The organism is Flavobacterium xylosi, assembly GCF_042787345.1.
Lineage (GTDB): Bacteria > Bacteroidota > Bacteroidia > Flavobacteriales > Flavobacteriaceae > Flavobacterium > Flavobacterium xylosi.
In genome coordinates this window covers 34,110-57,343 of the sequence record NZ_JBHZPZ010000011.1, presented here as the reverse complement: position 1 = coordinate 57,343, position 23,234 = coordinate 34,110, and the positions used below count along the sequence as shown (strand labels likewise).

Below are 23,234 nucleotides of genomic sequence, written 5' to 3'. Positions count from 1 at the left end.
ATTTTTTACGCCTATTTTTTTCCACGAAAAGGCAAACGCAATGGTGCTTGGATGACCTCTTCTAAATCACAATATATTAAAGACGGCATAAACGAAAGACCCCATATTTCTAACGTTTGTAATTTTACCAAACCGTCAGAAACCAAACCATCTTTATTAACTTTTAATGAAATAACGACTTTGTTTCATGAATTTGGTCACTCTTTACACGGGATTTTAGCAAACACCACTTATCCGAGTTTGTCTGGAACGAATTCCTATCGGGATTTCGTGGAATTGCCGAGTCAGATTTTAGAAAACTGTTGTTATGAGCCGGAAGCGTTAGCTTTGTTTGCCTATCATTATCAGACTGACGAAATGATTCCAATGGAATTGGTTCATAAAATCAAGGAAAGCGCAAGTTTTCAGGAAGGAATGGCAACTATGGGTCAATTGAGTTTTGGATTGTTGGATATGGGTTGGCACGCGCAGGATCAATCTAATATTAAAGATATCAAAACTTTTGAAAACAAACAATTTGCGGACACCCAATTGTATCCTGACGTGAAAGAAAACGCGATGAGTACCGCTTTTTCGCATATTTTTCAAGTCGGTTATTCTTCTGGTTATTACAGTTACAAATGGGAGGAAGCGCTGGATGCCGATGCCTTTGCTTATTTTCAGGAAAAAGGAATTTTTGATAAAGAAGTGGCTACAAAATTCAAGGAAAATGTGCTTTCTAAAGGCGGAACCGAACATCCAATGATTTTGTACAAACGCTTTAGAGGTCAAGAGCCTTCGCCAGAAGCTTTGCTAAAGAGAGCAGGATTGGTTTAGATTATTGGACAATTAGATTTTTAGATCATTAGAAACCGGAGTGAGAGTTTCGGTTTTTTTATTCCAGAAACAATAAGTTTTCATTATTTAGTACCTCTTCGTGTTTTACATTGTGTTTTAAATGATCTAAATCTTTTAATAAAAGTCATAACTTGTTTATGTCATTATATAAATCCTTTTTAGAATACATCAAAACGCCAAAAAGAATTGGAGAATTAATTATGGTATTTTTAAAAAACTTTAAAGTCCCACTAGAAATAGTAATTTCATAATTACCGCCATCAACAATAATTAAAGCTTCACAAACTTGTTGCATATACCCTTTGGGTCCAAATGCGGAATCCCAATCATCTTTACTTAGCATGCAGTAGTTTTCATTCCGATATGCCTCCTGTAATATGCATGGCGTGTACCAAGGACTATAGAATTGCAACTGCGGATTTAGCGAATTTTTTTGGGAGTAAGGATAAGAATAAAACACTAAAAGATGATTGAAATTTACTTTTATTTGAATTGTATCGTTTTCTATAATATCACCATCATCTGAATAAACAACAATTGTAGTGTCTGAAATAAATGTCAATGAATCGCTAAATTTTAACTCAGCGTTCAGGTCGTCTATCGTCTTATTCCAAACATGTGTGCTATCTGAAGTATATTTTAAAATGGCTTGGTCTAAACTACAGGTTTGACTCAGACAACTTGACGTTTTAGATTCATAAAGAATAGAACTATAGTCAACATTAAAGCTATTATACTGAGCAGGATCGTAATAAATCCCATTAGATACTGTCATCGCATCAAAAACACTCCATAACCAACTAGATGTATTTCCAATTGTAGCACTATCTGGATATAGCTTTAACTGATTACTATTAAGATGTAAACGAGTAGACAGCGTTTGATGCAAATATTCAATACTCTTTTTTTCTAAATCATTAGTCTGTCCTAAAGCAAACTGACAGGAACATAACAATAATATCCGAAAATAATTTAGACTTCTTTTTATTAGCATAATGAACTTTCTTAAAATTTTATATATCTTTCTTGAGATGCGTAAAACGCAAAAAAGGGCTGTCTCAAAAATTTAAGACAGCCCTTTTAAAAAATGAACTATTAAAAAATAGATTCCATTGAGGATTGTATTACCCCTAAAATTTGTGGGTTACCCGAAGCTATTTTAGTAACACTTGTAAATGCCCCAAAATCATTAAAAGTAACCTCTGTAGTTGTACCACCACTTCCAGAAGCACTGAAAAACGGCCATAATCCTACCTTAGCAGCTGCTAATATTTGAGTTTGTTCTGAGCTACTATAACTAGTACTGGAACTCATAGTAATCTCGATTCCGTCTGCAACAACTATAGCACTGGCCATTCTTTGAAGAAAACCATTAGTCCCAAATGCTGTATCCCAAGTAGTTGGATTCTGATTATTCCATACCGTATTATCTTTAGTAGTATAGGCTTTCGCTAATGAAGCACTAGAATACCATGGAGAATAATCGGCCAAAATAGGATTATTAGCATCTGTCTGTGCATAAGGCCCCGCAGCAAAAGTTGTGACTTTTGTGAATTCTGCCGAAATTTCAACTCCTGATGAAGTTGCTTTGCTAGAAAGATCGTCATAGGACGCATCACCACCAAAAGAGAATAGGTCAAAAATAACTGAAGTACCTCCGCCTGCCCAAGTATGTTTTACATCCGAACTTTGGGTATTACTGCTCATTGTAAATGATTTTGAAGCACCTCCAGCTAATGCCGTTTGCAATCCATCAATTGTTCTATTCCATGCATAACTGCCTTTAGCTGAGTCAAACATGTTATTAGCAATATTTATCGGATTAATAAATGCTTTTGTCAACCCTGAAACACATGATGTTTTTGAAGGAGCATTTTTCATCGCCCATTTATTAAAAAGATCGGATATTCCTTGTGCATCCCAAGTTTTCGGATCATTATCAGCAAAATATGATTGCCACTTTGAATAATAATCTCCCATACAATTCTGAAAGTCAGTATCTGGGTTTGTAATAAGTGCGCTAAGGATCAAATCGTAATCTGGAGCAAAATTATTTGCCTGACTAGGATCTAGGTAATTATTAACTGAAGTAGGCGGAACAGCATTAAACAGATTCCACATATCTTGTGAAGTTTTCACCATAGAGTTGGGTCCTTGATAAAGTTGAAACTGTTGATCACTCAGTCCCAGACCAGTTATCATTGCATTATACCATTGCGCAGTTAGCGTATCCATAGCTTCATTTGACGCCACTGGTGCGTTCAGTGTATTGGCGTTAGATTCCAATTCTTGTGTTAATGGGGTTGTTGACATAATTAATTGTATTTAATTTACACCTACTCTTAAGGCTTTTCAGCTTCCGCCCCGTTTATTTAAGTGGTTTCTGGACTCCACTGTTTTATCAATTAAATTGCTTTTCGGCAATTAATTTACTTTTTCAAACCTGCAATTCTAATAGCTGCATTAGAAAATTTTTCTTTTGGGAACAAGTGCAATACAGCGATATAAACACCTCCTTTAATTAAACACTAGTTTTCAGGATATTATATTTTGATGGACCAACTACACTTTTGACAGCTAGTGAAGCATCATTGTTATTATTACTATCTCTATAATTCAATGTATCACCATTTTTGAAATTTTTAGTATCTGGAGGACTTTTTAAAGTCATAACACCTACTGAATTTGCAGGCACCCTACCATTTACACGATTAGCATCTGGAAAATTAATTGTATCAACAGTTGCTTTTACTTTTACGTCATTTTGTAGAGACACAGCTCCTCCTTCTATTTTGATTGCCATTTTTTTTATGTTTTAAATTAAATCTACTCATAAGGCTTTTTAGATTCGCCCCCGTTTTTTAAAGCGGTTCTGGACTCCACCTTTGTTTTTGTAATATTACATACCAAACTTAAGACATTACAAAACAATGAAATAGCGTAAAAACACCTGTTTTTTGTATTACATCGATAAAAATTGTATTACGTCAATAAAAGATTATTTATCGTACTTAAAAAAAGCTGATAATAACACATTGGATCGCCAAATTCAAACAGGCAGTCAAGGCCTTAATTTCCTATTTCTGTAGAGAAAGGGCATGATAAACTCTAAAGGGTCTGAATTTCACCTAAAGCTAGCTATCTAATAAACAGTACGTTTCTACATTAAAAGAATATCAGAAAGAAAAAAGGAATAAAAAAACAAGACCGGCGTCTTTTTCTGTTTCAAAAGACACCTCAAGTAAGGAATATGGAAGTAACAATACTTCGATTTTTTTATTAAAAGAAAACCACCATCAGCCACCAAATAATAGGCACACTTTCGACCCAAAAAGAAGTGTAATATTTAGCGCGTTTTTCATTGGAGAAAAGCAGAAATAACGAAATCAAAAGAACTATAATCAAATTGACAATTAATTGTTTCTCATCAAAATTACTTTTCAAAAATTCCAGAAAATAAAACGGAATCAAAAGCAGCATTCCCAATATTTTGGTTCGCTTCACTCCTATTTGTTGCGGGACGGTTTTCAGATGCGGATCATCATTTGCCAAATCAATAATTTCAAAAATAAGAACCAAGACAAAAATTAAGATAAACCGCTGTATGCACTTTAGATAGAAATCGGAAGTAATAGGGATTCCTGCATTCAAAATTGGCAAACCTAAAGTCACACCAACCCAGCACAAAGCCACAATATAAATTTTTACACCAGCCCAATTTCTGGCATTCTTCCTATTTGGAAAAAACGGAAGCGTATATAACAAAGTGATACTCAAAAAAGCAACTGAAACAATTTGGGTAATCCTTTGCAGTTGAAAAAAATAAAAACCAACCAAAAGAAGCGCAAAAAAACTAAATATTGCAATTGTTTTTAACTCGGTGCGCATTTGCAATTTTTTTGTCCTGGCCAACGCATCATATTTTACAAAATTATATCCTACAATTGTTCCAAAAAAAGCAAAATCAGCAATCGGCTCATCAGAAGAAATGTGGAACATGTGTTGCGTCATCCTGACCAGAAAATAGCAGGATAAAGCAACGTGAATGCTGCAATTTATGTAAAAATTAAATATTTGATTAAATATCTTCATTAAACAAAATTAGTCAATTGTGAACAAATCCATCATTTAGTTGAAAAATTGACAAAAAATGAAGTTAAAAAAGAGCTTTATTAGGAGATTAATATTTATTTTTGCACCACTAAAAAACAACACCTATATTTTTGTATGAAAACAGATGCTTTTGCTTTAAGACACATAGGCCCAAGAGAAAACGACCTACAACATATGTTGAAAACAATTGGCGCAGAAACGCTAGACCAATTGATTTTCGAAACTATTCCAAGTGACATTCGCTTGAAATCAGATTTAGATTTAGAACCTGCAATGACCGAATATGAATTTGCAAATCATATTCAAAAATTAGGGAATAAAAACAAAGTGTTCCAATCATATATTGGTTTGGGATACAATCAAGCAATTATTCCTGCGGTTATTCAAAGAAATGTTTTTGAAAATCCGGGATGGTATACTGCTTACACACCTTACCAAGCGGAAATTGCTCAAGGTCGTTTAGAAGCGATTTTGAATTTTCAAACCATGGTTATCGAATTAACGGGAATGGAAATTGCCAATGCTTCATTATTAGACGAAGGAACTGCCGCTGCAGAAGCAATGGCATTATTATTCGACGTAAGATCTCGTGATCAAAAGAAAGCTAACGTTTGTAAATTCTTTGTTTCAGAAGAAATTTTACCACAAACATTATCGGTTTTACAAACGCGTTCAACTCCTATTGGTGTTGAATTAGTGATTGGAAACCATGAAGAATTCGATTTTTCAACGGAGTTTTTCGGAGCGATCCTTCAATATCCAGGTAAATTTGGACAGGTTCATGACTATGCTGGTTTTATTGCTAAAGCGGCAGAAAATGAAATAAAAGTAGCTGTTGCTGCTGACATTTTAAGTTTAGTAAAACTGACTCCTCCGGGAGAAATAGGTGCTGCAGTAGTTCTTGGAACTACGCAACGTTTCGGAATTCCGTTAGGTTACGGTGGTCCGCACGCTGCGTATTTTGCAACCAAAGACGAATACAAAAGAAGTATGCCAGGAAGAATCATCGGAGTAACCGTTGATACAAACGGAAATCGTGCGTTACGTATGGCATTGCAAACACGTGAACAACACATCAAGCGTGATAAAGCAACTTCAAATATCTGTACTGCACAAGTTTTATTGTCAGTTATGGCTGGTATGTACTCGGTTTATCATGGTCCAAAAGGATTGCAATATATCGCTAACAAGGTTCATGCATCTGCAGCAACTTTGGCAAACGCATTAGAAAAATTAGGTTTACAACAAACCAACACTGCTTTCTTTGATACCATCGTTGTAAAAGCCGATGCTAAAAAAGTAAAAGAGATTGCTGAACAAAACGAAATTAACTTTCATTACATTGACGAAAACACCGTTTCTATTTCTTTGAATGAGACGACAAGTATTGCTGATTTAAATAAAATTGTTACCGTTTTCGCTTCCGCAAAAGCGACTCAGGCAACCACAATTGAAAGTTTATCTGAAACCAATCATTTTCCAGAAAACATAAACAGAACATCCACTTTCTTACAACACGATGTTTTCAACAAATACCATTCGGAAACCGCTTTAATGCGTTACATCAAAATGTTGGAACGAAAAGATTTGGCGTTGAATCATTCTATGATTTCATTGGGATCTTGTACGATGAAATTGAATGCAGCTTCCGAAATGTTGCCGTTGAGTAATGCACAATGGAATAACATTCACCCATTTGCACCGCTTGATCAAGCCCAAGGATATCAGGAAATGTTGGCTAAATTAGAACAACAATTAAATGTTATAACTGGTTTTGCCGGAACTACTTTACAACCTAACTCTGGTGCTCAAGGTGAATATGCAGGATTAATGGTAATTCGTGCGTACCACCAGTCAAGAGGAGATCATCAAAGAAACATTGCTTTAATCCCGTCATCAGCTCACGGAACAAATCCAGCTTCGGCAGCTATGGCAGGAATGAAAGTGATTGTTACTAAAACACTAGAAAACGGAAATATTGATGTGGAAGATTTACGTGAAAAAGCAATTCTTCACAAGGACAATCTTTCTTGTTTAATGGTGACTTATCCATCAACGCATGGTGTTTTTGAAAGTGCTATTAAAGAAATTACACAATTGATTCACGATAATGGTGGACAAGTATATATGGATGGTGCAAACATGAACGCCCAAGTAGGATTAACAAATCCTGCAACTATTGGTGCTGACGTATGTCACTTAAACCTACACAAAACATTCGCTATTCCTCACGGTGGTGGAGGACCAGGTGTTGGACCAATATGTGTTGCTCCACAACTAGTGCCATTTTTACCAACCAATCCAGTAATTGCAACTGGTGGTGAAAATGCCATCACAGCAATTTCTGCTGCTCCTTGGGGTTCTGCTTTAGTTTGTTTGATTTCTTATGGTTACATCTGTATGTTAGGTGCTGAAGGTTTAAAACAATCTACCGAATATGCTATCCTGAATGCGAACTATATCAAAGAAAAATTAAACGGTCATTACGATACGTTATATTCAGGTGAAATGGGTCGTGCTGCACACGAGATGATTTTAGAATGTCGTCCTTTCAAACAAAAAGGAATTGAAGTGACTGATATTGCAAAACGTTTGATGGATTATGGTTTCCATGCGCCAACCGTTTCTTTCCCAGTTGCAGGAACATTAATGATTGAACCAACAGAAAGTGAAAACTTAGAAGAACTAGACCGTTTTTGTGATGCAATGATTTCAATCCGTAAAGAAATTGAAGCCAGTACTGCTGACGATAGTAACAATGTCTTGAAAAATTCTCCTCATACTTTAGCAATGCTTACCACTGATGTTTGGAATTTCCCTTACAGTAGAGAACAAGCCGCTTTCCCGTTAGACTATATTGCTGAAAATAAATTCTGGCCTACTGTTCGCAGAGCAGATGATGCTTATGGAGACAGGAACTTAGTTTGTAGTTGTGCTCCAATTGAAGCCTACATGGAAAACTAAATTATATTTAAAATGTCTCGAGAAATCGGGACATTTTTTTTATGAAAAATTTACACAATTACAACCCCTCCATTTAAAAAAAACTCCAACGATTGCAGTGAACTATTAAGACACAATTTTAGAAGAAGCATTCGTCAATACAATAAAAAAAATATTTTTACTCATTTCAAGAACTATTAAATAAAATCGCAATATTATTTGAAATTTTTAATAAAATAATCAATATTTTTACCAATAAATTATTATTCCATAATTATATGCACGCATAGTAAATTTTGTGAGTCTAATAATTTATTTATGATTAAATTAGCCTGAATTTTTGGAAAACCAACCCGATGAAAATAAAAATAACTGGAATAGGAAGTTATATTCCTGAGAAAAAAATAAGCAATACAGACTTTAGCGAACATGTTTTTTTGAATGAAGACGGAACCGCTTTTGGTTACCCTAACGAAGTTGTCATCAATAAATTTAAAGGAATAACAGGAATCGAACACAGGCGCTATGCTGAGAATCATTTAAATTCATCTGACTTAGCTTTTTTTGCTTCCCAAAAGGCAATAGAAAATGCAGGAATAGATCCCGAAACCATAGACTATATCATCTTTGCTCACAACTTTGGTGATGTAAAATACGGAACAAATCAATCCGATATGCTTCCTAGCTTAGCCACACGCGTTAAGAATAAATTGCAAATAAAAAACCCAAAATGCGTTGCCTACGATATCCTTTTCGGTTGTCCGGGCTGGATAGAAGGCGTTCTTCAAGCAAATGCCTTTATCAAGTCGGGGATGGCAAAACGTTGTTTAGTCATTGGTTCTGAAACCTTATCCAGAGTAGTTGACGATCATGACAGAGACTCTATGATTTATTCAGATGGCGCAGGCGCTGCAATAATAGAAGCTTCTGACGATGAAACCGGAATGCTATCCTACGAAAGCGGTACATACGCTAACGACGAAGCCAGTTATTTATTTTTTGGAAAATCATACAATCCAGATTTAGATCCAGATATTCGATACATAAAAATGTACGGACGCAAAATTTATGAATTCGCATTAACTACAGTACCGGCGGCAATGAAGAGTTGTTTAGATAAAAGTGGTATTGGAATAGATGAAGTTAAAAAAATTCTTATCCATCAAGCCAATGAGAAAATGGATGAAGCTATCATTCAACGTTTTTATAAATTGCATGACAGACCTGTCCCCCAAGACATCATGCCTATGAGCATTCATGAACTTGGAAACAGCAGTGTTGCAACCGTTCCCACCCTTTTCGACTTGTTAATTCGCGGAGAAATAGAAAACCAATCGATACAAAAAGGAGATATTCTACTCTTTGCATCCGTTGGAGCAGGAATGAATGTTAATGCATTTGTTTACCGATATTAAACCTTGCGAGGAACACAGCGATCAGGAGCTAATCCGGCTGTACACTACAATTCCTCACTACAAAACTTGTTTTTATAAGGTGCAAGAAAGCTTCTTTTAGTCGCTTTTTGCACCTTGAAAAACTACATTTTGAAGCTCCGGGATTTTCATTCCCATCCGGGCTAAAAAACAATGCCCAAAAACACATTTATTACTATATTTGTGCCTTCGTGCCCTAGCGGCAAAATCAAAACAACATGTACGAGAAAACGTTTCCAAATAAAAGATTCAAACATACTTTAGAATTTCTAAAAAAACATACCTCAACTTCAGACTCCATATTAGATTTAGGGGTAGAAAATCCTTTTTCTAAAATCATGAAAGAAGAAGGTTTTTCTGTTAAAAACACTACCGGAGAAGACTTAGACACGAATCAACAAGTATTTCAATCCGAAAAAACGGATGTGGTTACTGCGTTTGAAATTTTCGAACATTTACTTAATCCGTACACTATTTTAAAAGAAATAAAATCAGGCAAACTTTTTATATCTATTCCCATGCGCTTATGGTTTTCACCAGCCTATCGCAGCAAAACAGATATGTGGGACAGACACTACCATGAATTTGAAGACTGGCAATTGGATTGGCTTTTGGAGAAAACCGGCTGGAAAATTATCGACAGAGAAAAATGGACAAATCCAGTCAAAAAATTTGGTCTTCGTCCCTTATTTAGAAAGTTCACCAATAGATATTATATTGTTTACGCTGAAAAAATCCCAACCCCAGCCCTTCCCGAAGGGAAGAGAGCCTAGACTCTACAATTTTTAAGCTTAGAATCTCAGCATATTAGAAACTTAGTCCCTCAAGAAAAAATGAATTACTATATTGTTATTCCGGCTCATAACGAGGAAGCGTTTATTACTTTGACATTGAATTCTTTGATTTCACAAACTGTTTTACCCAAAAAAGTGGTTGTTGTCAATGACAATTCAACCGATAAAACGGCCGAAATCGTAACGGCTTTCGCCAAAGAAAATCCGTTTATCACTTTGGTAAACAAAACCTCCGAAGCGATTCATTTGCCAGGAAGTAAAGTTATTCAGGCTTTTCATAAAGGTTTCGAAACGCTAGATGAAGATTATGACGTTATCGTAAAACTGGATGCCGACTTAATTTTACCCAACAATTATTTTGAAACTGTTTTAAACATTTTCAAAAAAGATGCAACAATAGGAATGGCTGGCGGATTTGCTTACATTGAAAAAAATGGCGAATGGATTCTGGAAAATCTAACCGATAAAGACCACATTCGAGGCGCTTTTAAAGCCTATAGAAAAGCATGTTTTCAACAAATAGGAAACTTAAAACCTGCCATGGGTTGGGATACCGTTGATGAATTACTATCTAAATTTTATGGATGGAAAGTGTTTACTGACTCTTCTCTTATCGTAAAACATTTAAAACCAACTGGTGCTAATTACAACAAAACAGCCCGTTACAAACAAGGCGAAGCATTTTATACTTTAGGTTACGGATTTTTAATCACATCGATTGCTTCGGCAAAACTCGCAATGATGAAAAAGAAACCTTTGCTCTTTTTGGATTATATAAAAGGTTTCGTAAAAGCCAAATCTGCTAAAACTCCTTTATTGGTAACTACAGAACAAGCAAAATTCATTCGAAAATATCGTTTGCAGAAAATGAAAGAAAAACTTTTCTAACGAAAACTCCTAATTGAAAATTTTTAACTGCTAAGTATTTTCGTAATTTAGCCAATATTTCAAAAACTATGATGCTCATTAGATATACAACGCAGATAGGAAGATACTGCTTAATGCTGAAAGAAATTTTCAATAAACAGACTAAATGGTCTGTTATGAAAAATCTTATTTTTAAGGAAATAGACGATTTAATAATAGGTTCTCTTGGTATTGTAGCATTCATTTCTTTCTTCGTAGGAGGAGTTGTTGCTATACAAACTGCCTTAAACTTGACTAATCCGTTAATTCCTAAATACCTTATCGGTTATGCCACAAGACAGTCAATAATTTTAGAATTTGCCCCTACCTTTATTTCGGTAGTAATGGCCGGAAAAATGGGTTCTTTTATCACCTCAAGTATTGGTACGATGAGGGTAACCGAACAAATCGATGCTCTGGAAGTTATGGGAGTGAATTCTCTAAATTATCTTGTTTTCCCTAAAATAATGGCATTATTATTATATCCGTTCCTTATTGGAATTGCAATGTTTCTTGGTATTCTTGGTGGATACATAGCTAGTGTATATGGCGGTTTCGGGAGTGGCGCAGAGTTTGTAGACGGAATACAAAGAGATTTTATACCCTTTCATATCGCTTACGCTTTTATAAAGACCTTTATCTTTGCTTTACTGTTAGCAACAATCCCATCCTTTCATGGCTATTACATGAAAGGTGGTGCATTAGAAGTAGGTAAAGCCAGTACTGTCTCCTTTGTTTGGACATCAGTGACCATAATTTTGATGAATTATATTTTAACACAATTACTCTTAACGTAATGATAGAAGTAAAAAACGTAGAAAAATCATTTGGCGGCGTTAAAATCCTTAAAGGTGTTTCGACAGTTTTTGAAACTGGTAAAACAAACTTAATTATAGGACAAAGTGGATCAGGTAAAACGGTGCTGCTAAAAAGTCTTCTTGGTATTCATCAACCGGAATCCGGAACGATTTCTTTTGACGGAAGAGTATATTGCGACTTAAACGCAGATGAAAAACGAGAACTGCGAACTGAAATTGGAATGGTTTTTCAGGGAAGTGCTTTGTTTGACTCAATGACAGTAGCTGAAAACGTAGGCTTCCCATTAAAAATGTTTACCCACGACAATAACAAAAAAATCCAAGAACGCGTAGACTTTGTATTAAAAAGGGTCAATCTTACTGAGGCGCACAAAAAATTGCCTTCGGAGATTTCTGGAGGAATGCAAAAACGGGTGGCGATTGCACGCGCGATTGTGAACAACCCAAAATATCTGTTTTGTGATGAACCAAACTCTGGTCTAGATCCGAATACAGCCATATTAATTGATAACCTTATCAAAGAAATCACCGAAGAATACAACATCACTACGGTCATAAACACGCATGACATGAACTCTGTAATGGAAATTGGCGAGAAAATTTTGTTTCTTAAAAATGGCGTAAAAGCATGGGAAGGAACTAAAGAAGAAATTTTCAGAACGGATAACGAAGCGGTAGTTGAATTTGTTTATTCTTCTAATTTATTCAAAAAAGTACGGGAAGCGTATTTGAAGGAGTAAAATAACTACATTCAATATTATAATACTTCAAAATCAAATCTTCTTTAGTAATTTCAATTTGCTTAATAATTCGCTCCTCCGTAATCAAACAAAAGATCTTGTGCTGCTAACGATTTTGAGAGGAAGATGAATACGAAACAAATGATTGCATTTTTCATATTTCTATTTTTTAAAGTTATGTTTTACACCAATATTGATTAGATTATTCATAACATGTTGATCATTATCAAAAATAAGCGCAGGTATTTTTGCTTTTCGTCCTCCAAAATAGGTTTCAAAATCAACATAGATAGCTGTTTTATTGTTTAAAAAATAATTGAAACCCAATCCTGAAATTGAACTTCCATAATTTTTCGGATAGTCCGTTTTTAAATTCTCAGAATAATTGGTATAACTACTTTTGGTTTCAAAACTGTGCGCATACCCCATTTTTAAACTTCCGCTAAAGTTTTTAAAAATTCTGAACTCCCATTTTATCGTTACAGGAATAGAAATAACGGCTCCCTTAAAAACACCGGAATACGCATCGCTACCTAAATCAAACCAACTTCCACTATGAGTATCTGGTTTGTAAAATGAAACCCCCGTTTCAAAATATTTAATTCGTCCACTCAAACTCCAATGTCTCCCCGTATAATATTCTGCCAAAATCCCTCCTTGAAATAATTTATTTGACTCGCCTAGCTTGAAAGAGGTTATGGTATTCAAACCCATTTCTGCGCCAAAATACCAATTGTTTTTTGGGCTGACGATTGCGGTTTTTGCAGTTTCTTGTGCGTTTATCAAAAAAGGCATGCAGATAAATACGAGATTAATGATTGTATTTTTCATGTTTTTATTATTCAAATAAAGTTTTAAAAAACACTAGCAGAGTTGTAAATAGGAATAATAGGTTTTTCATAATGAAACTGTTTTTGTAAAGTTGAGACCACACTATAAATATAAGATAAATTTTACATGAAATTACCGTATAAATACCTATTTCACATTTACATACATGAAAAAATCAAATATTAATCAGGTGATTATAGAATTTGTTTATTCTTCTAATTTATTCAAAAAAGTACGAGAAGCTTATTTGAAAGAGTAAAAAACTAACTGGATTTCAACAGTTCCACCTCAGCATTAGGATTGAATAAATACGTTTTTCCGGAACTCATTTCGAGGCATTCAAAACGCTTGGTTCTAACGGCTATTTTCTTGAAAATTTTTCCGTTTTGGATTCGGAAAACACTGCCATAAGGAATCTCAAAAACATAATTTTTATCATTTTGTTGGTCAAATTGTTTCAATGCCAAAGCTAAAGTAGCATCAGTATCGCTACTGGCGGTTGGATTTTTGAAATGTCTAGCTAATAAAGGCAATAAATGATTGGGGAAAATCTCAGGACGAATGTAGGGAATCATCAACCGTTGAAAAGAATACTTCCACTCGTTTCCATGAGGCTTAATGTTTCTACCAAATTTTTCAAACGCAACCAAATGCGAGATTTCATGAATCAGCGTAATCAAAAACTTGTATTTATTCAGGTTTGAATTTACAGTGATCTCGTGTTTTCCACTCAAACCTTTTCGATAATCGCCATGACGCGTTTGCCTTTCGTTTACAATCTTAAGATGCACCTGATTGGCAACAATAAGTTCAAAAACGGGTTTTACAGCATGTTCCGGTATATATCTTAAAAGTGTTTCGCTCATAACTTAAAATTTACAACTCTCAGTTATGGATTGGTAGAAGATACCTGCAACACTTTCCCGTTGAAATATTTATTCCCGGTCAAAGTGAAATTAAAAATATAATCTGCCATTTCACTGGCTGATATTGGTGCTTGATAACCAGGAAAAGCTTCAGCCAACATTTCAGTTTGAACGGAACCTAAGGCCAAAACATTGAAAGAAATTCCACGTTCTTTGTATTCTTCTGCTAATAATTCTGACAAGGTAATTACCGCTCCCTTACTGGAACTGTAAGCGGAAAGTCCGGCAAATTTCAAACTCCCCTGAATCCCACCCATAGAACTTATCGTAACTACATGGCTTCCTTTTAGCAAATAAGGCAAGCAAATACGGGTCAAATTAGCAACTCCAAAAACATTTACTTTATAAATTTTTTCAAAATCCTCTTGAGTGGTTTCAGAAAAAGATTTCAACAATAAACTTCCTGCATTATGAACAATCGCATCTACTTTTTTCCAAGAAGAAGAAAGAAAGGATTCTACTTTTTCCAATTCAGATTCATTTGATAAATTAACAGAAAGACAAGTGATATTTTCATTATCAATTAATTCTTGTGGAGTTTTTCTGGAAATAGCTAGAACCTGATGACCAGCATTGGCAAACTGCAATGCCAACTCAAAACCTATCCCTCTGCTCGTACCTGTTACAATGATATTTTTCATAAAGCAAAAATAAACAAAAACGTCAAAAAAATATCATTTTGCACTAAGGATTATTTCTAATATAAAAATCAGCATTCCTGAAATTTTCCCTTAATTTTGCTATTGAAAAACAGTTGAATTTATATCTGTAGAAAATGATTGAAAATATACAATTAGAAGTTGCAAAATTAAATGACATAGATGGCATATTAGCGCTACAGGAACGCTATTTGGTCTCCAATTTATCCGAAGAAGAAAAAGCTTCAGGATTTGTCACCACGCCATTTTCCATTCCTCAATTAACTGAAGTAATAGGACAGGAAGGTTTATTTCTTGCTAAAGACAATAATAAAATCATTGCTTATATTTTCGCAGGTAGTTGGAACTTTTTCAACCAATGGCCTATATTCAGCCATATGACTACACTATTTCCTGATCTTACATTTTTAGATTTTGATATTACGACAATCAATAGCTTTCAATATGGCCCCATTTGCATTGATAAAGCATACCGGGGAAAAGGATTAATAAAGCCACTTTTCGAATTCATGAGAACTCATATTGCAAAGCGATATCCGTTGGCTTTGACCTTTATCAATAAAACTAATATTCCATCGACAAAAGCGCATACCGAAAAACTAAAATGGACCATTATTTCTGATTTTCAATTCAACAATAACAATTATTTTATTTTAGCGTATGATATGAATCAACCTGTTTCTTTAGGTTAATTAATTCATAAGAATTTCATGAGAAGGGGAATTGGTCATTTTTGTTATAGCAGGCAATAATTCCTGAATAAACGACATCATATGCGGAATATCCATGGCATTAAACTCATCAGAAACATGGTGGTAATATTCGAAATTCTCAAAATCGAAAGTACTTACTGACTGACAAGGCACCTTAAAAACATCGTAGAAAGAATAATTATCAGATCTATAAAATAATTTATATTCCGCCTCTTTAGGCAAAAAACCAATGGTGTTTTTTCCTGTATATTCATTTATTTTGGCCGCCATATTCGACTTATCAAAACCAGTAATATAAGCTAAATAATCTCTTTTCATTGGCACTCCGATCATCTCAATATTAAACTGCGCATATAAATTAAAATTTTGCGCTTTTAGTTTTTTGGCTAAATGTTTAGAGCCCAACAATCCTTTTTCTTCCCCAACAAAGAATACAAAAAGGACACTTCTTTTATTTGATTTGGTAACACTGAAATATTTAGCCATTTCAGCCACAGCAGTTGTTCCGGAAGCATCATCATTGGCTCCATTATTTATAAAATCCCCTTTCACTCCTTCTTTAGCGATTCCAATATGATCGTAGTGTCCGCTTATGACTATGAATTCCTTTTTTAGAACAGGATCTGTTCCTTCTAGATAACCAACAATATTGTAGGCTGGTTCTTTAAAATTAGACAAGGTATCTTTATAACTTTTAAAATACGGTTTTACCTTATTGTCTTTGAAGAACTGCTCTAAATAATCGGCTGCTTTTACCATTCCCTTAGTTCCTGTTTCCCTGCCTTCTAATTCATCTGAAGTAAGGTATTTCAATGTTTCAGCAACTGCATTTTCTTTTACTTTGTACGTAATCTCTACTGGCGCTTGCGCATTTTTTTTAGAAGATTCAGATAATACTGTTGAAGTTGGTTTACAACCAAAAATAAGGAACGGAACTAGAAGAAGTGTTTTTTTCATAATTGGATACGATTTATTAAATAACCATAGAACTGTTTAAATTCTATCATTGCTTTTAAAATATTTTTTATAGACTTTAAACATTTGAATAAAAGCTAAAACTATGAAAAATAATGGAATAATTACCGGAATTACATATTGAGAAAAGAAAGTAGTGTTTTGCGACAGACTATTTAAAATTAAAACTAAAGTCAACATTCCTAAAAATGTGCCTAATGCAGTTCCCGAAACGTAATAATATTTGAGTTTATTTTCGGCACTTATATAGTTTCCGTTCATTAAATAAAGATTCCAGCCCGTCCAAAATGGGAATTGAAGAAAATTAACACAATTGAGAAGCAAACCAATCAGGTAAGGAGAATACAAAACATATTTATCTAAATCATTCTGCTTCGCAGCTGTTTGATTAGAATGTGCATAAAAAGAATAAGCCAAAACAAAAAGAAAGAGAATAGCAAAATAATCAATTGCCTTCATCAGTTTTTTATTATTAATCAATTTTTTAGCAAAAACTAAAGTAAAATAAATCACGAAAACCTCAACAGAAATAACACCAAACAAATAGAAAACCAAGCTGTTTATTCCAAATTTCGAATAAATTTCAAAACCAATAATATTTAAATACCCCAGCGGAATTGAGCCTATAAAACTCACCAGAAGACCTACAAAGATATTTTTAAGAGCTCTCATTTTCTTAGAAATTTACAATTTTATTGCTTTGCTCTACATGCAAACGGTATTCTTTCATTCCCTCTTTATATGACAAATACGGGCTTCCTGTTTTATGATTACGCACACTTATTTCATACATAAAAGTAATATGTCGAGCGAGTTCTTTCCAAGCGAACACCAACGAATGTTTAGGATCATAAATATGGGTAGGTTCACTTGCTGCTCCATTCAACTCAACAATGGAGAAGTTTTTCCCATCTTCTAATTCTTCCAAAGTATTGTACATAACATCCAATCTTCCAAAATAAAAACCTGGTACTTGCAAACACACTTCATTCATGGCCTCGGTTAATTTTGGGGTTATCCAGTGACTGCCGTCAATAAATTTTGCTCCACGCGCATGATTTCCATAAGGAACCAAGTTTAGCTTCTCCCCTTTTGGAAGAATATCTAATAGTTTGTTTCCATATTCTTGTTTCAACACCTTCAACTGCAATTCGTATCTAGGATTTTCTTTGATTAGTTCTTCAATCGTTGAAAGTCCGTCACCTGTAATAATCAGGAACTCTTTGGAAACGATCCCGGTAATTCTACCTGTTTTTTCATCCGGATAACGCACGTAGAAAATCCCAACTTCATTGTCGAATGGAATCAAATCCTGAACTACAAAATCAAAATTTGCTTTTTCAGCATATATTTTTAAATCAGCAAAAGTGTTTATTTTCTTAACTCCCGAACCACGCAAACCAATGTCCGGTTTTGCTATCAATGGGTATTTTATTTCTGTCTTTTCAATAATTTTTTTAATTTCCTCTAGCGACGTTCCTTCTTTTATAAGTTCGGTTTTTGGATAATACCGCTGTGGTATTAAATCATAAATTGCTTTTTTGGATTCCATCATAAACCCTCCGTTTTTTATGGTTGGATTAGCAGCGTTAAAGAAAAAAATCGATTTTGCTTTAAGCGAATAAAATGCCCAAAGGAAATAAATTGGAATATAAACAATCTGGAAAGGCCAATATTCCCAATGCGTAATTTTATGAAAAAGTAATTTCAATTGAAGAAATTTTAAATAGTGATAAATGAGGTCATAGAATCTTTTTGATGAATCAAATCATAATGCAATATATCAACTTTATTTTGTTCGATTACAGATTGCGTAATGCTCAAGGTTTTCATTTCGTCATTTCGATTAATCACCAATCCGTTTTCTTGATTCTCCTGTTCTGTATATCGATGAAAGCGAAGCATTTCCGTTTCTGAATTTTGTGGATTTTTTTCTAAAAAAGTATAAAACCAATCGGAGCGTTTCTCCCTAATTGCTCTTGAATACAAGGTCGAAGATGACCAAACATGATTTTTATGAATATCTAATGGGGTCGTTTCTTTCTGAATTCCATTCCATCGTAACTGAAAAAGGGCATTATTTTGAAATAAAACCAATGTAAAAGGTTCTATGTTTTCCAAGTCAATTTCTTCCCAGAAATTCTTTGGCGACAAGCTGCTAATAATATCCACAACAATCAAACCCCGACTTTTTCTATAAGGAAGTTCAACTTTATGTTTTTCATCAGCACCGTTTAACAAGACTAAAACCGTCCCATCAGTATCAACAACAAACCAAGTCCCTCCTGCTTTTGGGTCTTTTGGGAAAATGATGTTTTTTCCATTAATAGTATAATTTTTTGGTGGAACCGCATTAGGTCTAATTACTTTTTCATCTCGATTGGAGGTAATGATGGTTTTTCCGTTCGAGGAAACAAAACTTACTGTACACATTGATTTCTGTATTCGATAGTGGAACGCGCAACACCAAAATTTTCATCTATTGCAATTGTTGCATATTGCAAAATCGCTACTTTTATTAAAGCCTGATGGTGAATACAATGCTCAAAATTATAGAGTAATTCTCGGTGGTAATTACTTTCAATAAAAAGCTCTTCCTTGTCAACAATTTGTTGTAGTTGTAGATTTTTATTAGGTTTTTCTATTTGATTTAAAATGACAGCAATACATTCATTAGCGAAAGTTGTATTGGTTTGAATTAAATTATCTCTCTTTCGATTATCATAATTAACAATCCCCTTTTCATACTGGTTTTCTAAACATTGAAACATTTCAATAATATGGCGTGTATGCTCTCCAATGGAAGCGTTACTTAAGTCATAACAAGGAAAACAATACTCATTGTCTGAAAGTTTCGATACTAAATCAGACAATTCATTAAGCGCTTTTTTAATAGCAGGAATAAGCATAAATAAGTTGTTATTTGTTTGTATTTTATCTGCGTTTTATATCAAAATTTAGATGTTTATAGTTTTAAACGTAGTAAATCTGAAATTTTATTTTTTTGATTATATACCAAAATCAAACAACAGATTAAAGTAATTATAGCCAATGCAAACAACGTCCCGCCATCATCTTTTACCTCAATCCCTAACACAAATATATGGGAAAAAATTGCTCCCATCATAGTTCCTACTGCTAAAAACGCACCTAAAAGCGTAGTTCTTGGAATTAAAATCAAAATTGAAGCAATCAATTCGACAATTCCAGAGCCAATTCTACCATAAGGTTCTACACCTAATGTCTGAAAAATATAAACACTTTCTTCAGCGCCAGTGAATTTAAAATACAATGTTTGCACCAGGATTATAACTGCTATCAGTTTAACAATCCAAATAAAAATACGGTTTTTCATATTTTAATTAGTTTATTATTTTTTTCCAATTAGTTTCTGCTTTTTTCTTCAGATTTACTTCGTCTTTATTCCAACTTTTTAAGGTGTTGTTAAAGTACGCATTATAAAACAAATACAATTTTCCAACAAGAATTTTAAAAGTTTCCGGATTGATATCAACTTTGTCTCCTGAACTTCCCAATGCGTAAGCACACCAGCCACCAAACTGCGGCTCATAACTTGCGGGATTTTTAGTAAAAGCGTCTTTATTACTTTGAGATGAAAAATAATAAAGTACTCCTTGGTATGTAGTTGCAATTTCCTTTTTCCCTTTGATGGCTTTACTTTGCTTAAAATAAGCTACAGGGTCAAATCCTTGAATTGCAATTTTGTTTTCTAGATTGTACTGTGATACTCTTTTTGCTTCATTTTGCGCAAAACCTGATACTACAAAAAATAAGGCCAGGATTGTTACGATTTTTTTCATTTTATTTTAAAGATTTTGCCGCCGCAATTAATAAATCATTCGATATTCTATGTTTATAATCAGGTGTGATGTGTTCGAATTGGATAACACCAGTTACATCTACAATAAAAACCGATGGAACAGGCAAAAATGAAGCAGTATTACCTCCGTCAGATCCTTCATTGACAATTGATTTGTAAGTAGTTGGAGCTTGAAAGGCAATTCCAACCGCTCGCGACAACGCACCATTACTATCAGAAAGCAGTGAGTAATTTAATTTATTTTTTTCATCCGTCATTTTTAATTTCATTGGCGAATCTGGACTTACCGCAATAATTTGATATCCCAACTCCAACAATTCTTTTTCAGATTCTCCAAGAGCAACTAAATGAAGATTGCAATACGGACACCAACCACCGCGATAGAAAACAAGAATCGTTTTTTTATTAGCAAAAAAATCTGACAAATTGACATCAACATTATCAGCGGATTTGAGACTTAGATTTGGGATTTTTTCACCAATCAATAATGGTGAGATTTCCATTGCTGTTTTAGGAAATTCTGTCTGTGCCAATACCACTGCTGAAAAGAATAGAAATGAGAAAGTTAATAATGCATTTTTCATAATTGTTGTTTTTTATTGTTTACTGAGCAAAGGTATTTAGAATGAAAATTACCAATTGTCTTCTAGTTTATTTTTGATTAGAATTAAAATGAATGTTGATACTGAATACCTAGAACAAAACTTCTTGTTAAACCATCAGGACGAACATCTCTAACTACAAATGGTGCGGCTATTGATAATTCGATACTGTTTTGTTTATTGATTTTATAATTTGTGATTAAATTTCCATTTAACGTCAAACCATCCGACCCTTTTATGGTTTCTCTTTTTCCAAAAATGTTTTCGAAGCTATCTTCGCCAAGATGATAAATGAACAAAACATTGGGTTTAAAAGTGATTTTATCATTAGCAGTTTTAATGGTGTAAGTTGTTCTAAATAAAGCATCCGCTTGTCGTTCGAATAAATTTGTAGTCGGGAAATTTTCGGTTCCTGAATATTCAGCAAAATAGGAGTTTTTATTATTGTTGAAAACAGGAATTTGAATGGTGGCATTAAAATCCCATTTTTTGTAATTCAAATTTGTGCCTAAAAAAAAATCAAAAGTTCCTAAACTCGATTGATAATCTAACGGAAGTGAAAACCCATTTATTTTTAAGTTAGCGCTTGTAAATGGTATTTTACTGCCCAACAAGACGCTCCATTGGGTATTATTTTTCGCATTAAAAGTATAATTTCCAACCAGGAAAGCATCTCCAAAAGCGGATCGTGTTCCAAAACTCCCATTGGCTGCTGAAACTGTAACCTTACTACTCCAAGAAAAATGTTCATTGATTTTTCTACCATAGGAAATAATAGGAGAAAAATAAGTCACATCCGCTTCACCAGCTCCAAAAAAAGCTGCCATTTGTATATTGTTTCTAAATTCTTTTTCTGATGATCGGAAACTATTTCCAATAGAACATATTCCGGCGTCGCTACAACCTTGAGCAAAAGAAAAAGTTGTTAAAAAAACTACTGCAAGTATTAAAAATGTCTTTTTCATCTCTATCAATTTTTAATTAATTCGGCAACAGCGAACAAGTGATTGTATTGCTGACAATGAATAAGCACAAACCTGTAATCTTTTATTTCAATGTTTTGCGGGATAGAATAAACCGTTGTAGGATTCAAATTTCCTAAATTAAAAAAATCTGTTGGTGTATTGCATTTTGATAAATACACTTTTAAATCTGGTCCACTAGAAATGCTAAAATCTACTAATTTCAATTTATACTGATTATTTTCTAAAAAGATAGTTGCTTTACCTTGTACGCTAATCCCTGAAGTGGGAGCAAATGTACCTAGTAATTTTGTAATTGTACTTGGTTGATCAACAATTACTGGAATTAAGTCACGAGTTAAATCGCCTTCGACTTCACAAGAGAAAAGAAATAAAAAAACCGGGAGAAATAAGAGTTTAGTTTTCATATCGATTGATTTTATAAGACAAATATAAATCAATAGAAAAAAGAGAAATGTCAGCTAGTTTACAATGGCATTAAAATAGTTAAAATTACAATTTGGTAATGTCATCTATCAATATTTCTTTTCTAGAATAAAATATCAATTGTTTTTCTTCCATTTCGTTAAATAATTGTGTAGCAGTTTGGCGTGAAGTGCCAATAATTTGAGCAATATCGGCTTGGGTTAAGTAGTTTTCGATAGTGACTTTATTTCCGTCTTTCTTTCCTTCTCTTTCAGCCCACTCTCTTATAAATGTAAACAAACGGGTTTTGGCATCTTTAGACATTAAATTGGAATAATTATTTTTGATGCGTTTCATTTTAAGTCCAACAAACTTGATGTAAGTCAACGCTAAATTGGGGTTTTGCAGCATCAGGTTTTCAAAGTCCGACATCAAGAAACTACAAATACCTACTTCGTCAGTGAGGGCTTTGGCATATTCGTTTGAATTTCTATCATTTTCTAATGTTAATTAACCAAACAAATCGCCTTTCTGAATAATATCTTTTATGGTTTCGTTTCCGTCTTCATCAATCTCCACAATTTTGATATTTCCTTTTTTAAGTAAAAATATACGAGGTACATCAGAGGAAGAAAAGTAAATTATATCGCCTTTTTTAGCTTTTTTAAAACCCGTAATTATACACAATTGTTTAACTTGAGACATACTTAATGTC

Annotated in this window: 26 protein-coding genes and 1 pseudogene; 8 read left to right on the top strand and 19 right to left on the bottom strand. The window is 33.9% G+C overall.

All coding sequences use genetic code 11. The features are described from left to right. A pseudogene (locus ACFX5E_RS10465) lies at positions 1 to 816 on the top strand (M3 family metallopeptidase); the annotation flags it as partial. A gap of 145 nt (positions 817 to 961) precedes the next feature. Here ACFX5E_RS10465 and ACFX5E_RS10460 read toward each other — a convergent pair. The 4 genes from ACFX5E_RS10460 to ACFX5E_RS10445 all read right to left on the bottom strand — a co-directional run bounded on the left by ACFX5E_RS10460 (position 962) and on the right by ACFX5E_RS10445 (position 4,929). After that, positions 962 to 1,831, bottom strand: a complete 870-nt coding sequence (locus tag ACFX5E_RS10460) for a hypothetical protein (protein ID WP_379855136.1) — start codon at positions 1,829 to 1,831, stop codon at positions 962 to 964. Between the two features lie 101 nt (positions 1,832 to 1,932). Further along, complete coding sequence (locus ACFX5E_RS10455; protein WP_379855135.1) at positions 1,933 to 3,150, bottom strand: hypothetical protein; 1,218 nt, start codon at positions 3,148 to 3,150, stop codon at positions 1,933 to 1,935. Between the two features lie 208 nt (positions 3,151 to 3,358). Next, a complete protein-coding gene (locus ACFX5E_RS10450) occupies positions 3,359 to 3,640 on the bottom strand; it encodes a hypothetical protein (RefSeq protein ID WP_379855134.1) in 282 nt (93 codons plus the stop codon). A 476-nt stretch (positions 3,641 to 4,116) separates the two neighbouring features. Further along, positions 4,117 to 4,929: a UbiA prenyltransferase family protein gene (locus ACFX5E_RS10445; protein ID WP_379855133.1), complete on the bottom strand. Its 813-nt coding sequence runs from the start codon at positions 4,927 to 4,929 to the stop codon at positions 4,117 to 4,119. A 135-nt stretch (positions 4,930 to 5,064) separates the two neighbouring features. On the opposite strand from ACFX5E_RS10445, the gene gcvP reads away from it, so the two are divergent. From gcvP to ACFX5E_RS10415, 6 genes are all read left to right on the top strand, one after another. Next, the gene (gcvP, locus tag ACFX5E_RS10440; RefSeq protein ID WP_379855132.1) at positions 5,065 to 7,914 is read left to right on the top strand and encodes an aminomethyl-transferring glycine dehydrogenase; all 2,850 of its coding nucleotides are present in this window, start codon (positions 5,065 to 5,067) and stop codon (positions 7,912 to 7,914) included. Between the two features lie 335 nt (positions 7,915 to 8,249). Further along, entirely contained in the window at positions 8,250 to 9,308 is a 1,059-nt protein-coding gene (locus tag ACFX5E_RS10435) for a 3-oxoacyl-ACP synthase III family protein (protein ID WP_379855131.1), read from the top strand. Between the two features lie 236 nt (positions 9,309 to 9,544). Beyond that, positions 9,545 to 10,099: a methyltransferase domain-containing protein gene (locus ACFX5E_RS10430; RefSeq protein ID WP_379855130.1), complete on the top strand. Its 555-nt coding sequence runs from the start codon at positions 9,545 to 9,547 to the stop codon at positions 10,097 to 10,099. Positions 10,100 to 10,159: 60 nt separating this feature from the next. Beyond that, complete coding sequence (locus tag ACFX5E_RS10425; RefSeq protein ID WP_379855129.1) at positions 10,160 to 11,008, top strand: glycosyltransferase family 2 protein; 849 nt, start codon at positions 10,160 to 10,162, stop codon at positions 11,006 to 11,008. 68 nt (positions 11,009 to 11,076) lie between these two features. Next, positions 11,077 to 11,823, top strand: a complete 747-nt coding sequence (locus ACFX5E_RS10420; RefSeq protein ID WP_379855128.1) for an MlaE family ABC transporter permease — start codon at positions 11,077 to 11,079, stop codon at positions 11,821 to 11,823. Next, on the top strand, positions 11,823 to 12,584 hold the full coding sequence (locus tag ACFX5E_RS10415) for an ABC transporter ATP-binding protein (protein ID WP_379855127.1): 762 nt from the start codon (positions 11,823 to 11,825) through the stop codon (positions 12,582 to 12,584). Before ACFX5E_RS10420 ends, ACFX5E_RS10415 begins: the two co-directional genes overlap by 1 nt. Before the next feature lie 162 nt (positions 12,585 to 12,746). Here ACFX5E_RS10415 and ACFX5E_RS10410 read toward each other — a convergent pair whose 3' ends face one another. The 3 genes from ACFX5E_RS10410 to ACFX5E_RS10400 form a co-directional block, all read right to left on the bottom strand. Beyond that, a complete protein-coding gene (locus ACFX5E_RS10410; RefSeq protein WP_379855126.1) occupies positions 12,747 to 13,415 on the bottom strand; it encodes an outer membrane beta-barrel protein in 669 nt (222 codons plus the stop codon). Positions 13,416 to 13,678: 263 nt separating this feature from the next. Next, a complete protein-coding gene (locus tag ACFX5E_RS10405) occupies positions 13,679 to 14,281 on the bottom strand; it encodes a SprT-like domain-containing protein (RefSeq protein WP_379855125.1) in 603 nt (200 codons plus the stop codon). A 23-nt stretch (positions 14,282 to 14,304) separates the two neighbouring features. Continuing rightward, positions 14,305 to 14,982: an SDR family NAD(P)-dependent oxidoreductase gene (locus ACFX5E_RS10400; RefSeq protein WP_379855124.1), complete on the bottom strand. Its 678-nt coding sequence runs from the start codon at positions 14,980 to 14,982 to the stop codon at positions 14,305 to 14,307. A 134-nt stretch (positions 14,983 to 15,116) separates the two neighbouring features. On the opposite strand from ACFX5E_RS10400, the gene ACFX5E_RS10395 reads away from it, so the two are divergent. After that, positions 15,117 to 15,692 (top strand): GNAT family N-acetyltransferase, encoded by a 576-nt coding sequence (locus ACFX5E_RS10395; protein ID WP_379855123.1) that lies wholly within the window; start codon positions 15,117 to 15,119, stop codon positions 15,690 to 15,692. On the opposite strand, the gene ACFX5E_RS10390 is transcribed toward ACFX5E_RS10395, so the two are convergent. The 12 genes from ACFX5E_RS10390 to ACFX5E_RS10335 form a co-directional block, all read right to left on the bottom strand. Next, the gene (locus ACFX5E_RS10390) at positions 15,693 to 16,670 is read right to left on the bottom strand and encodes a M28 family peptidase (protein ID WP_379855122.1); all 978 of its coding nucleotides are present in this window, start codon (positions 16,668 to 16,670) and stop codon (positions 15,693 to 15,695) included. 36 nt (positions 16,671 to 16,706) lie between these two features. Beyond that, on the bottom strand, positions 16,707 to 17,360 hold the full coding sequence (locus ACFX5E_RS10385; RefSeq protein ID WP_379855121.1) for a hypothetical protein: 654 nt from the start codon (positions 17,358 to 17,360) through the stop codon (positions 16,707 to 16,709). A 4-nt stretch (positions 17,361 to 17,364) separates the two neighbouring features. Further along, complete coding sequence (locus tag ACFX5E_RS10380; RefSeq protein WP_379855120.1) at positions 17,365 to 18,399, bottom strand: ATP-grasp domain-containing protein; 1,035 nt, start codon at positions 18,397 to 18,399, stop codon at positions 17,365 to 17,367. A gap of 11 nt (positions 18,400 to 18,410) precedes the next feature. After that, a complete protein-coding gene (locus ACFX5E_RS10375) occupies positions 18,411 to 19,121 on the bottom strand; it encodes an NRDE family protein (protein ID WP_379855119.1) in 711 nt (236 codons plus the stop codon). Further along, positions 19,109 to 19,597 (bottom strand): DinB family protein, encoded by a 489-nt coding sequence (locus tag ACFX5E_RS10370; RefSeq protein WP_379855118.1) that lies wholly within the window; start codon positions 19,595 to 19,597, stop codon positions 19,109 to 19,111. Before ACFX5E_RS10370 ends, ACFX5E_RS10375 begins: the two co-directional genes overlap by 13 nt. Before the next feature lie 56 nt (positions 19,598 to 19,653). Beyond that, the gene (locus ACFX5E_RS10365; protein WP_379855117.1) at positions 19,654 to 20,043 is read right to left on the bottom strand and encodes a DoxX family protein; all 390 of its coding nucleotides are present in this window, start codon (positions 20,041 to 20,043) and stop codon (positions 19,654 to 19,656) included. A gap of 7 nt (positions 20,044 to 20,050) precedes the next feature. After that, positions 20,051 to 20,509 (bottom strand): YHS domain-containing (seleno)protein, encoded by a 459-nt coding sequence (locus ACFX5E_RS10360; RefSeq protein WP_379855116.1) that lies wholly within the window; start codon positions 20,507 to 20,509, stop codon positions 20,051 to 20,053. A 1-nt stretch (position 20,510) separates the two neighbouring features. Next, a complete protein-coding gene (locus tag ACFX5E_RS10355; RefSeq protein ID WP_379855115.1) occupies positions 20,511 to 21,113 on the bottom strand; it encodes a peroxiredoxin-like family protein in 603 nt (200 codons plus the stop codon). An 83-nt stretch (positions 21,114 to 21,196) separates the two neighbouring features. Continuing rightward, positions 21,197 to 22,096: a hypothetical protein gene (locus ACFX5E_RS10350; RefSeq protein ID WP_379855114.1), complete on the bottom strand. Its 900-nt coding sequence runs from the start codon at positions 22,094 to 22,096 to the stop codon at positions 21,197 to 21,199. 5 nt (positions 22,097 to 22,101) lie between these two features. Continuing rightward, complete coding sequence (locus tag ACFX5E_RS10345) at positions 22,102 to 22,521, bottom strand: DM13 domain-containing protein (protein ID WP_379855113.1); 420 nt, start codon at positions 22,519 to 22,521, stop codon at positions 22,102 to 22,104. 85 nt (positions 22,522 to 22,606) lie between these two features. Next, positions 22,607 to 22,951, bottom strand: a complete 345-nt coding sequence (locus ACFX5E_RS10340; protein WP_379855112.1) for a Crp/Fnr family transcriptional regulator — start codon at positions 22,949 to 22,951, stop codon at positions 22,607 to 22,609. Between the two features lie 78 nt (positions 22,952 to 23,029). Further along, complete coding sequence (locus ACFX5E_RS10335; protein ID WP_379855111.1) at positions 23,030 to 23,224, bottom strand: cyclic nucleotide-binding domain-containing protein; 195 nt, start codon at positions 23,222 to 23,224, stop codon at positions 23,030 to 23,032. Positions 23,225 to 23,234: the final 10 nt, after the last annotated feature.

What these genes read in the sequence shown, in the direction of transcription:
- ACFX5E_RS10460 (WP_379855136.1), bottom strand. Translation starts at nt 1,831, where the DNA reads ATGCTAATAAAAAGAAGTCTAAATTATTTTCGGATATTATTGTTATGT.
- ACFX5E_RS10455 (WP_379855135.1), bottom strand. Translation starts at nt 3,150, where the DNA reads ATGTCAACAACCCCATTAACACAAGAATTGGAATCTAACGCCAATACA.
- ACFX5E_RS10450 (WP_379855134.1), bottom strand. Translation starts at nt 3,640, where the DNA reads ATGGCAATCAAAATAGAAGGAGGAGCTGTGTCTCTACAAAATGACGTA.
- ACFX5E_RS10445 (WP_379855133.1), bottom strand. Translation starts at nt 4,929, where the DNA reads ATGAAGATATTTAATCAAATATTTAATTTTTACATAAATTGCAGCATT.
- gcvP (WP_379855132.1), top strand. Translation starts at nt 5,065, where the DNA reads ATGAAAACAGATGCTTTTGCTTTAAGACACATAGGCCCAAGAGAAAAC.
- ACFX5E_RS10435 (WP_379855131.1), top strand. Translation starts at nt 8,250, where the DNA reads ATGAAAATAAAAATAACTGGAATAGGAAGTTATATTCCTGAGAAAAAA.
- ACFX5E_RS10430 (WP_379855130.1), top strand. Translation starts at nt 9,545, where the DNA reads ATGTACGAGAAAACGTTTCCAAATAAAAGATTCAAACATACTTTAGAA.
- ACFX5E_RS10425 (WP_379855129.1), top strand. Translation starts at nt 10,160, where the DNA reads ATGAATTACTATATTGTTATTCCGGCTCATAACGAGGAAGCGTTTATT.
- ACFX5E_RS10420 (WP_379855128.1), top strand. Translation starts at nt 11,077, where the DNA reads ATGATGCTCATTAGATATACAACGCAGATAGGAAGATACTGCTTAATG.
- ACFX5E_RS10415 (WP_379855127.1), top strand. Translation starts at nt 11,823, where the DNA reads ATGATAGAAGTAAAAAACGTAGAAAAATCATTTGGCGGCGTTAAAATC.
- ACFX5E_RS10410 (WP_379855126.1), bottom strand. Translation starts at nt 13,415, where the DNA reads ATGAAAAATACAATCATTAATCTCGTATTTATCTGCATGCCTTTTTTG.
- ACFX5E_RS10405 (WP_379855125.1), bottom strand. Translation starts at nt 14,281, where the DNA reads ATGAGCGAAACACTTTTAAGATATATACCGGAACATGCTGTAAAACCC.
- ACFX5E_RS10400 (WP_379855124.1), bottom strand. Translation starts at nt 14,982, where the DNA reads ATGAAAAATATCATTGTAACAGGTACGAGCAGAGGGATAGGTTTTGAG.
- ACFX5E_RS10395 (WP_379855123.1), top strand. Translation starts at nt 15,117, where the DNA reads ATGATTGAAAATATACAATTAGAAGTTGCAAAATTAAATGACATAGAT.
- ACFX5E_RS10390 (WP_379855122.1), bottom strand. Translation starts at nt 16,670, where the DNA reads ATGAAAAAAACACTTCTTCTAGTTCCGTTCCTTATTTTTGGTTGTAAA.
- ACFX5E_RS10385 (WP_379855121.1), bottom strand. Translation starts at nt 17,360, where the DNA reads ATGAGAGCTCTTAAAAATATCTTTGTAGGTCTTCTGGTGAGTTTTATA.
- ACFX5E_RS10375 (WP_379855119.1), bottom strand. Translation starts at nt 19,121, where the DNA reads ATGTGTACAGTAAGTTTTGTTTCCTCGAACGGAAAAACCATCATTACC.
- ACFX5E_RS10370 (WP_379855118.1), bottom strand. Translation starts at nt 19,597, where the DNA reads ATGCTTATTCCTGCTATTAAAAAAGCGCTTAATGAATTGTCTGATTTA.
- ACFX5E_RS10365 (WP_379855117.1), bottom strand. Translation starts at nt 20,043, where the DNA reads ATGAAAAACCGTATTTTTATTTGGATTGTTAAACTGATAGCAGTTATA.
- ACFX5E_RS10360 (WP_379855116.1), bottom strand. Translation starts at nt 20,509, where the DNA reads ATGAAAAAAATCGTAACAATCCTGGCCTTATTTTTTGTAGTATCAGGT.
- ACFX5E_RS10355 (WP_379855115.1), bottom strand. Translation starts at nt 21,113, where the DNA reads ATGAAAAATGCATTATTAACTTTCTCATTTCTATTCTTTTCAGCAGTG.
- ACFX5E_RS10350 (WP_379855114.1), bottom strand. Translation starts at nt 22,096, where the DNA reads ATGAAAAAGACATTTTTAATACTTGCAGTAGTTTTTTTAACAACTTTT.
- ACFX5E_RS10345 (WP_379855113.1), bottom strand. Translation starts at nt 22,521, where the DNA reads ATGAAAACTAAACTCTTATTTCTCCCGGTTTTTTTATTTCTTTTCTCT.
- ACFX5E_RS10340 (WP_379855112.1), bottom strand. Translation starts at nt 22,951, where the DNA reads ATGTCGGACTTTGAAAACCTGATGCTGCAAAACCCCAATTTAGCGTTG.
- ACFX5E_RS10335 (WP_379855111.1), bottom strand. Translation starts at nt 23,224, where the DNA reads ATGTCTCAAGTTAAACAATTGTGTATAATTACGGGTTTTAAAAAAGCT.